The 8,767-nt window shown below is 25.1% G+C and carries 13 protein-coding genes; 7 read left to right on the plus strand and 6 right to left on the minus strand.

Annotated elements, in window-relative coordinates; all coding sequences use genetic code 11:
* Window positions 1-76 precede the first annotated feature (76 nt).
* On the minus strand, window positions 77-307 hold the full coding sequence (locus tag Q0W06_RS18390) for a hypothetical protein (protein ID WP_297639225.1): 231 nt from the start codon (window positions 305-307) through the stop codon (window positions 77-79).
* Window positions 308-419: 112 nt separating this feature from the next.
* A complete protein-coding gene (locus Q0W06_RS18395; protein WP_297639228.1) occupies window positions 420-563 on the minus strand; it encodes a hypothetical protein in 144 nt (47 codons plus the stop codon).
* A gap of 149 nt (window positions 564-712) precedes the next feature.
* Between Q0W06_RS18395 and Q0W06_RS18400 the strand changes: the two genes are divergently transcribed.
* Entirely contained in the window at window positions 713-1,075 is a 363-nt protein-coding gene (locus Q0W06_RS18400; RefSeq protein ID WP_297639231.1) for a helix-turn-helix transcriptional regulator, read from the plus strand.
* Window positions 1,076-2,036: 961 nt separating this feature from the next.
* On the opposite strand, the gene Q0W06_RS18405 is transcribed toward Q0W06_RS18400, so the two are convergent.
* The 3 genes from Q0W06_RS18405 to Q0W06_RS18415 all read right to left on the minus strand — a co-directional run bounded on the left by Q0W06_RS18405 (window position 2,037) and on the right by Q0W06_RS18415 (window position 4,614).
* Window positions 2,037-3,101 (minus strand): HigA family addiction module antitoxin, encoded by a 1,065-nt coding sequence (locus tag Q0W06_RS18405; protein WP_297639233.1) that lies wholly within the window; start codon window positions 3,099-3,101, stop codon window positions 2,037-2,039.
* Entirely contained in the window at window positions 3,091-3,417 is a 327-nt protein-coding gene (locus tag Q0W06_RS18410; protein ID WP_297639236.1) for a type II toxin-antitoxin system RelE/ParE family toxin, read from the minus strand. Before Q0W06_RS18410 ends, Q0W06_RS18405 begins: the two co-directional genes overlap by 11 nt.
* Window positions 3,418-3,681: 264 nt before the next feature.
* Window positions 3,682-4,614, minus strand: a complete 933-nt coding sequence (locus Q0W06_RS18415) for a hypothetical protein (RefSeq protein ID WP_297639239.1) — start codon at window positions 4,612-4,614, stop codon at window positions 3,682-3,684.
* 486 nt (window positions 4,615-5,100) lie between these two features.
* Between Q0W06_RS18415 and Q0W06_RS18420 the strand changes: the two genes are divergently transcribed.
* From Q0W06_RS18420 to Q0W06_RS18445, 6 genes are all read left to right on the plus strand, one after another.
* Complete coding sequence (locus Q0W06_RS18420) at window positions 5,101-5,985, plus strand: ParM/StbA family protein (RefSeq protein WP_297639241.1); 885 nt, start codon at window positions 5,101-5,103, stop codon at window positions 5,983-5,985.
* Window positions 5,975-6,205, plus strand: a complete 231-nt coding sequence (locus Q0W06_RS18425) for a hypothetical protein (RefSeq protein WP_297639243.1) — start codon at window positions 5,975-5,977, stop codon at window positions 6,203-6,205. The genes Q0W06_RS18420 and Q0W06_RS18425 overlap by 11 nt, the downstream gene beginning before the upstream one ends.
* A gap of 92 nt (window positions 6,206-6,297) precedes the next feature.
* Window positions 6,298-6,423: a hypothetical protein gene (locus Q0W06_RS18430; RefSeq protein ID WP_297639244.1), complete on the plus strand. Its 126-nt coding sequence runs from the start codon at window positions 6,298-6,300 to the stop codon at window positions 6,421-6,423.
* Window positions 6,424-6,585: 162 nt separating this feature from the next.
* Window positions 6,586-7,152: a hypothetical protein gene (locus Q0W06_RS18435; RefSeq protein WP_297639246.1), complete on the plus strand. Its 567-nt coding sequence runs from the start codon at window positions 6,586-6,588 to the stop codon at window positions 7,150-7,152.
* Window positions 7,153-7,255: 103 nt separating this feature from the next.
* Window positions 7,256-8,020: a peptidoglycan-binding domain-containing protein gene (locus Q0W06_RS18440; RefSeq protein ID WP_297639248.1), complete on the plus strand. Its 765-nt coding sequence runs from the start codon at window positions 7,256-7,258 to the stop codon at window positions 8,018-8,020.
* Window positions 7,977-8,357, plus strand: a complete 381-nt coding sequence (locus tag Q0W06_RS18445) for a hypothetical protein (RefSeq protein ID WP_297639250.1) — start codon at window positions 7,977-7,979, stop codon at window positions 8,355-8,357. The genes Q0W06_RS18440 and Q0W06_RS18445 overlap by 44 nt, the downstream gene beginning before the upstream one ends.
* Before the next feature lie 56 nt (window positions 8,358-8,413).
* Here Q0W06_RS18445 and Q0W06_RS18450 read toward each other — a convergent pair.
* The coding region (locus Q0W06_RS18450) for a peptidoglycan-binding domain-containing protein (protein ID WP_297639253.1) at window positions 8,414-8,767 on the minus strand (354 nt) is incomplete at its 5' end.

An 8,767-nucleotide genomic window follows, 5' to 3' on the forward strand; every position in this document is an offset into this window, starting at 1 on the left:
TCTCCTGCATTTCCATGACATGAACATTCACATTTACATTTGTCATTATTTCTTTCAATTTTTGCTTTTATCATTTTTATCTCCTAACTTGTATTCTTTCTTTACTTTCTCTACAGCTTGGATAACTGAATACCCACTTTCCACTAGCTTTACTGCTTTCTCTACGTACATTTCTAATATCATGTTTACACTCCTCACAAATAGCTCTTATATTTGTACAAGTTTCTTTACATTTAGAAAAGTCATTACAAATTAAGCAGCATTTATTACATTCATTTTTAAAACCTTTGTGTGTGCTCCACTTCATTTTTAATCACCTTTTAAAAATTTATTTGTTTTATAATTTTTATGTTTTTAATAGTCTTGACCTTATCAGTTTCTATTTTTAAAATTTAAAGATTATAAAATAAATAATATTTTTATTGTTTTGGTATATCTTTAACCTTTTTTAATTCTTGTACAACCAAACAAGAATTAATTGCATTTTTAACCAATTTTATATCTTCATTATTTTCAATTAACTGTAAATAAGGTATTATTTCTAATATTTCTTCAGCATTCATATAATCACCTCGCTCTCACAATACAATATTATTACTTTATTTTTGTCTTTACAATACACATTTTGCATTTTAACACATTTTTAACATTTATTTTTGTCTTGATAGAACAATTTTTATATTGTATAATTTCTATGAAAGGAAGTTTTTTTATGGATAAACGAATTAAAGAACTTAGAAAACTTGAAAATTTATCACAAGATAAATTTGCAAATAAACTTGGCGTTTCTAGATCTGTTATTGCAAATATAGAGTATGGAAAAGTTGAACCGAAAGATTATTTAATTAATTTAATAATAACTACATTTGGAGTTAATAAAGAATGGTTAATTCATGGAATTGGAGATATATATTCTATACCATTGAAAGAGCGAGAACTTGCTGAATTAATGTATGAATTAAGTCAATCAAACTCTGAATTATATGAAATTGTGATAAGTTTGAAAAAATTAGAACCTGAATATTTTGATTGTATAAAAAAACTTATATCAGGACTACCAAAAAAGGAGAGCTAATATTAGCTCTCCTTTTCTTTTATTATTTTTACATAATTTAATATATTTTTTATCCACTTACTATCTAATATTTCTATTAATTCTATTAATTCTTGTTTCTCTTTTGTATCCATTTTAAAATCCCCCAAACATCATTATACTTAAATTATACGAACTTATGTTCCTGCTTTCAAACGACTTAAATTGATAATTTTTTAGCAAACCTTCATATACAAAATTCCATTTTCAATAATTTTTTGGTATAATTTTCTTATTTATTTTAGTATTTTATATATTTAACTATCATTTTCATATTTTAAAAACTTTTTTTACTTATCACCTTTCTTCTTATTTATTGGCCGCCTGCTGTTATATTTAGTTTAGTTTAAATAGCTCTATAGAACAAACCTCATATTTCTTAAATAGCTATTTATTTCTCAAATTTTCTTTACTATACTTTTTTCTATAAATTGCATACAAAAAAAATTTTTTTTCATACTTTTTATAAAAACACTCCATGTTTTTATAGTTTTTTATAGTTTTTCAAATTCAGTATTTTTAACTTTAAACTCTAAAATACTCTTTAATTCTCCTACTTTCTTTAAATTTCATCTTTTGATTTTTTGTACAAAAAAAGAGACAAAACTTAAAACAATATAAATAACATAACTCTACTTTAATAAGAGCTATTCTATTATCTATATGTATTTTCTTGTTTTTATCTCTTTTAATTCCGCCTACGCCCAATTTAATGGGATACTATATTTTATTCCTCATAGCTTTCGCTAAATTTTTTTAATATATCTCTATAGCCCAGTGGCTAATTCTTTTTAATTTAAATACCTTCTACGCCTAAATAAATAGGATTTTAATTACTTTTATTAATTTGCATTAATATTCTATATTCTCTTAAACTTAGAAAATTTTCTATATTTTATCTGCGCTGTTTACATTATACAGCTATACTTTCAAATTTACAATATTAATTATTATTAACTTTTACAATTCTAAATGTAGTTTGTAATTCTGTAAATTTACCATATGCTAAATAACCATCATATGTTAGCCTTCCTAATAATATACTCGGATGAATATTTAATTCTCTTGAATATTCCACAATACTAGTTTTTGTACAACTATATCGCTCTAAAAATTTAGAATATAATTCATCTGGAATTAAATAATTTCTAGCTATTCTATCAGCTTCAGCCTCAATTTCGTCATCTTCTTTATCATAACTTATATTACAATCTTCTTTTTCATGATGAAGTATATGCGCTAATTCATGGAAAAAAGTAAACCAAAATTTATCAGATTTTTTTCCTCTAACTGTTAGTCCTAAAATAATCTTATCTTTAGCCCATATTGTTGCTCCAGATATTCCATTTCCCGGTATATCTTCAAGAATTATTAATGCAATACCACACATTGCACATTCTTCTACTAACTCTTTAAAAAAGCCTGGCTTATTAGTTAATTCTCTAAATTTCTGAATCTTAGTCTTTAACTTTGTTTTACTAAACTTTTCTGTTCTAAATGAATTTCCTAATCTATTTAATTGAGCTAACCATCCAGCTACATTATAGTTCATCTCTGTTTTATTTTTTCTGAATCTAACATTACAAGTTTGATCTATTAAACATAAATTTGATACCCCATAATGCTTTCTGCACTCCTCAATTTTTTCAAACTTATCTCTTGTTTTTTTCAACCAACCATTCTTAACAAAATCAGTATATTTTATATTTTTTAGTATTTCTAACTCTTTATCTATATCTTCTTGTTTCTTAATTCTTTCTAAATCTAAACGATAGTTTGCTTCTAAATTCATCCAGAATTTTGCACGTGGTCCTAGTACTTCCTCTAATTTTATAGCCATACTTGCTGTTATAGCAACTTTACCATTTATTAAACCACTTAAATGCTTCTCTGTTATTCCTAATCTAATTGCTAATTTTTTTTGATTTAATCCTAGATACTCCATATTTTCTTTAATAGTTTCACCTGGAGCAATTGCTTCTACTGGTTCAAAATTATTAGTTCCCATGATAATCAACAACCTCCTCGATTTTAACAATTTCAATAGAGTTTAGTTTATTTAAATCAGCCGCATCACATTTTGGTGCAAAAACTAACCTAAAAGGATGAACTAAATCCACAGCATACTGATGGCTTCTATTGCCTTTTAATCTGTGAAGCCTTGCTGCTGGAATATAGCTAACATCCTCGAGCGTATCTGATGATCTCAATTCATTTACTCTTAATAATAATTTTTTTTTCATTTCTTCGCCATAGGCTTGTTGTGCCTTTTTAGGATTTTCACACTCTTTTTGTATTTTATTATTCTTAAACTCTAATATCATTATATTATAAACATCCCCTTTTAGTCCATTTTTATTCACCTATCAGGTTAATTTTTTTAATTTAATTATTCTGTATCTAATTAAATTAAATTTTCTATGTTTCTAAAATTAATTTTAAGCTAGCTTATCTTCTCTATAGTATTTCCTATTACCATTACTATTTAAAGCTTGTACACACTAATATAACCCTATAAAAACTATATATTTATTTAAAAGTCATATTTCTAATAATTAAAACATATATTATACATTAGTTATTAATCATTATAAGTCCCAATTAAAAGCTTCTTCTTCAAACTCTTTAGCTGCTTTCTGATAGTATTCTTTATCTTTTTCAAAGTAAGGAGATAATCCAGTTCCTTTTTTCTTTTTAGAAACTTTTTTAGATATAGCTAAATCTTTTTCAGTTATTAATTCATTCTTTATTTGTTTTGCAATATAATAACAAAACTTATCTAAATTTTCATATTCACTAATAGCTACATAATTTTCTAATAGATCTATTTGCTCTTGGTTTAAATTAAGTCTTTTAATATTAGTTTTTGTAATTCCCTTAATATCTAAATTTATATTTATACTACTACTATTATTTTTTTTAGTATTATCTTTTTCTTTAGTAGTAGTTATATTGTTATTGTTAAAGTTGTTATTGTTAGAGTTGTTATTATTTATATCCTTGTTTTGAGTATCCTCGTTTTGAGTATCCTCGTTTTGAGGAATCTCATCAACGTTAGTGTTTTCAGTAGGTTCAACGTTGCCTTGTTTTTTTATATGACGTTGTTTAACGTTACTTTTTTTAACGTCTTTTTGGTCTTTTTCTAATTTATATTTTTCTTTTTGTTCTTCTATTTTTTCATAATCTGTAAGTAAAATATAAAGACAAGTATCTAAGTATTCTCTGTTTTGATTTTTATATTTAAATCTTCCTTGCTCTACTCTAATTAATCCTTTTTCTAGTAATAGCTCTCTATGTTTATAAAATCTAGTTTTACTTATCCCTAATTCAGCTAACATTAAACTTACACTTGGAAAAGCTTCATGTCCTTTACCAGCAAATCCTGATAAATAATTATAAATCTCTTTTGCTTCAATAGTAAGCTCTTTACTTCTATTAATATATTGATATGTAAATCCATATCCTTGATCTGCAATACCTTCTATTTTAACTTCTGTTTTAACAATTCTTTCTTTTTCCACTTTAAAAATCCTCCTTGAAAAGAACTTAAAACAATTCTTAACAGGAGGATATCTATTGACATTACATATAATTTTTATTATTATAAATGTAATGAAACCCTTAAAGGATATAGAAAGTCCTATTAGGAACTGGTGAACCGTTATTACTCTAGCCGACCAAAGTTTGAGTATAACGGTTTTTTGTCGTTCTTTTTTATTATATGTTTATTCTTAATTTAATTTGTTTATATAATAACATAATATTTATTATATTGTCTATTAATTGGTAATTTTGTTTAAAGCTCTTTGAATAATTTCAAGGAGCTTTTTTAATATCAATTAACCTATAACTACATTATACACACAATATACTTATAAATCAAGGGGTGTCGAATTATAAAATAAAATAAATGTGTATTTTATACACACAATATATTGACATAGTAAGTAAAATGTAGTAATATAAGTTTGTAAGATAAATTAAAACAATTTGGAGGTAAATTGAATATGAAATTAGGAATTGATGTAGGATATAGTCATACTAAAGTTTTTGGAGAAGGAATAGAATTTTCATTTAAGTCTACTATTGAAGAAGGTTCTTTAGATATTGGAGGTTCAATAGTAGTTGAATTTGAAGGAACGACATTTACTGTAGGAGAAGAAAACGGACTTTATGCAACTGAAATAAATAAAATGCACTCATTAAATTTTAAAGTATGTTTATATACTGCAATTGCTAAAGCAATGAAAAATAAAACTACTGAAGAAATTCAATTGGTAACTGGACTTCCAGCTCAATATTATGCAGAACAAAAAGAAGAATTAATAAAAGAATTACAAGGTAAAAAAGTGACAATAACATTAAATGATAAGCCTAAAAGATTTACTATTACAGATGTTATAGTATTTCCACAAAGTGCGGGAGTATTATTATTAAATCCTGAAAAATTAGTAGGTGATGTTTGTATAATTGATATAGGGGGATTTACAGTAGATTTAAGTTATTTCAATAATAAGAAATTAAGAAAACTTAATACTTTAGAATTAGGAATGAATGTATTAGCTAATACATTAGTGCAAAAGATAAAAGCAAAATATGAAGTGAGCTATGACGTTTTAAAAGTTGATGATATTTTAAATTCAAAAGAAATAATTAAAGATGGAAAATCTATAAATATTGAAAGTTTAATAGATGAAGTGTTAAAGGGACACGCTAACTTAATTGATAATAGATTAAAAGGAATCCAAGAATTTAATATTTCAAAAAGAATTTATGTTGGTGGAGGATCATTAAGATTATCTAAGTTTATTGATAGTGAAGTAGATGAAGATACAGTTTTTACAAATGCAAAAGCTTACTATAAAATAGGATGTGAAAAATTTGAAGGTTAGAAAAAACATAAGTATTGAAGAAGAAATTTGGTTAAAAGGAAAAGAAAAAGCTGATAAAATGTTTGGAGGAAATTTTTCTATATATTTAACTAATTTAATTGCTAGAGATTGTGCTGGAATGGAAATAAAGAATGAATTAGCAGTTACTAAAGAAACTAAAGAAGAAATTAAAAGTGAACTTGATGAAGAAGTTAAATCTTCATTAGATGAAATATTATAAAAAAATAAAAAAAGCAGCAACCTTTTGAGTTACCACTTCTACTGCAATATTAGTATAACTCAACTGTGTTGCTCTGTAAAGGAGCAAAAGATATGAGTGTAAAATTATATAAGGAACTTATTGATGAAATGATTAAAGATGGAATAAAGGTTGAAACATTAAAATTAATAGATATCAAAGGTTCGATTAGCTTATACAAGATGTTCAAAAATAAATAATGAACTATATTTTTTTGAATAAAGCGTTCAAAAACTAAAATGAACAAAAGAAATTATTAAATCATAATGTGTTCAAATTTATTTTTGAACAATAAAGGATATGAAGACTCTATTAGAGAAGTTAGATATATAATTATAAATTAAATAGAATGAGGTGATATTTTGGACATAAAAGAAAAAAATACAACTATATATAAGCTTCGTGATGAAATAAATAATCTAAAAGATAAACTATTAAAAAGTGAAAAACAAATTCAAACTTATAAAGATGTTGCCAACACTTTTGAAAATGAAAATAAAAAGTTAGAAGATAAATTAAAGAGAATTAAAGAAAGACATAAGAAAATAGTTAAAGAGTTTGAAAATCAAATTAGTGATCTTAAAGTAAAAAATAGTTCTGAAAAAAGGGTTTTAGAAAAAACAACTGGAATAATTACAGATAAAGCTAAAGCTCTTGATGAATTACTTGCAAAAGAACTTAGAGAAAATAGAGAATTAAAATCAAAATTAGAAAAACTAGAAAAAGAAAATGAAGAATATAGGGATAAGATGGAATATTCTAAAGTGAAAAATAAAGGTGGACGTAAAAAAATATTTACGGAACAGCAAATTGAAGAAATTAAAAAACAGAATAAAGATGGTAAATCAATTAGAGAATTAGGAAAAATGTTTCATTGCTCAATTGGTACTATTCACAATATATTGAAAAACAAGTCGAATGATATATAATATATTGAAAAATAAGTCGAACGATTTATCTTTTAAGGGGAAGAAATATATATTACAATTAAAATGTAATAAAAAACCATTAAAGGTAAAAAGGGGGAATTAGATGAAAGAGAAGAAACAGAGGATAGCTATAATGGGGTTAACAGCTATACTTACGACAACTATAGTATCACCAAGTTTAACGGTTATGGCGGAAACTATTAAAGAAAAAAAAGAGATACAAACTGAAACAACTGAATTAAATAGTGACATTTATAAAAAAGAAAATATCGAAGTTAATTCAATATCAGGAGATAAATATACTAAAGATATACAAGATATACAAATGCTTTTAGAAACTGCAGAAGAAGAAAATAATTATGATGAAGTAGACAAATTTATGAATAAATATGAAATTAGTAGCAATTTTATAATAGATCCAAATAATATAGAAGCATCTCCATTTTATAATAATGAAAAATATTATAGTGCATCAAGTGATGAAAAAGCAATAAATATAATAACATTAACAGCAATAGCTATACGAGCGGGATGGAAAACAGGAAAAATTCTAAAGTTTATAAAAACCGGAGCAAAAGTAGTAGGATCAGTAGGAGGATCAATTGCGATAGGTGTAGCTAGTAATGTAGCATATAATGGATTACCTAAAGTTACTCCTAAAACCCAATATGTTGGAAAAGGGTATTATGAAGCTGGATGGGTTGTACAAACTGCACAATTCGCATTACAAAGTCATGGATATAATATAAGCGCAGATGGATATTATGGACCAGCAACAAAAGATGCAATAATAAAATTCCAAAAAAGCAAAGGATTAGCAGCAGATGGAATTATTGGAAATGCAACGTGGCAAGCATTATATAAATAAAATAAGATATGTTTATGTTATAATTTTACTGGTTACGCTTATAATATTATTATGTATAAGACCATGGATATATTCATTAAATAATAGTGAATATATAGTGATTGGATCAGTACCAAGTTTATTATTAGCATTAATTATTATTCAAATAAGATTTATATTTAATTCTAAGCAAAAATGGTTAGATGTAAGTAGTATTATAATTGGATTAATAATTGCTGAATTAATACAAAGTAGAATAGATATAGGAACATATGATTTCATGGATATAGTATATATTTTATTAAGTATTCCAATAATTTTTTTAGGAGAAAAATTATTATACAAGAAAAAAAAATAAATTTAGATATAGAGAACACTATTTAGTGTTCTCTATTGTTTTGATAGATATTAACTTTAAAAGTTACCGACACTTACTCCATATAGAGCTTTCCAAGTTGCTTTACCTACAATTCCATCTTGAACTAAGTTAAAGCAGTCTTGAAGCGTTTTAATTGCTTTTACAGTAGTATCTCCAAAATCTCCATCTGCTCCATAAGGATTTAAATTATAACTTCTATTAATTAATCTTTGTTGGATTAATTTTGTTAAGCTTCCATTAGCTCCTGGATAAATAGTTATACAAGCATTTAAGGTAGAATCTCCAAAGAATCCATCGACTTTTAAATTAGCACCACATTGATTATTTAATTCATTTTGAAGTGCTTTTACTTCATCTCCACTTATAGATTCTTTCCATAAAGGAGTTGT

It is taken from the genome of uncultured Clostridium sp. (genome assembly GCF_947072515.1).
Classification (GTDB): domain Bacteria; phylum Bacillota; class Clostridia; order Clostridiales; family Clostridiaceae; genus Clostridium.

Bases quoted from the DNA above. Each gene is read 5' to 3' on its own strand.
- Q0W06_RS18400 (WP_297639231.1), top strand. From the start codon at position 713: ATGGATAAACGAATTAAAGAACTTAGAAAACTTGAAAATTTATCACAA.
- Q0W06_RS18420 (WP_297639241.1), top strand. From the start codon at position 5,101: ATGAAATTAGGAATTGATGTAGGATATAGTCATACTAAAGTTTTTGGA.
- Q0W06_RS18390 (WP_297639225.1), bottom strand. From the start codon at position 307: ATGAAGTGGAGCACACACAAAGGTTTTAAAAATGAATGTAATAAATGC.
- Q0W06_RS18395 (WP_297639228.1), bottom strand. From the start codon at position 563: ATGAATGCTGAAGAAATATTAGAAATAATACCTTATTTACAGTTAATT.
- Q0W06_RS18410 (WP_297639236.1), bottom strand. From the start codon at position 3,417: ATGATATTAGAGTTTAAGAATAATAAAATACAAAAAGAGTGTGAAAAT.
- Q0W06_RS18445 (WP_297639250.1), top strand. From the start codon at position 7,977: ATGGAATTATTGGAAATGCAACGTGGCAAGCATTATATAAATAAAATA.
- Q0W06_RS18440 (WP_297639248.1), top strand. From the start codon at position 7,256: ATGAAAGAGAAGAAACAGAGGATAGCTATAATGGGGTTAACAGCTATA.
- Q0W06_RS18430 (WP_297639244.1), top strand. From the start codon at position 6,298: ATGAGTGTAAAATTATATAAGGAACTTATTGATGAAATGATTAAAGAT.
- Q0W06_RS18405 (WP_297639233.1), bottom strand. From the start codon at position 3,101: ATGGGAACTAATAATTTTGAACCAGTAGAAGCAATTGCTCCAGGTGAA.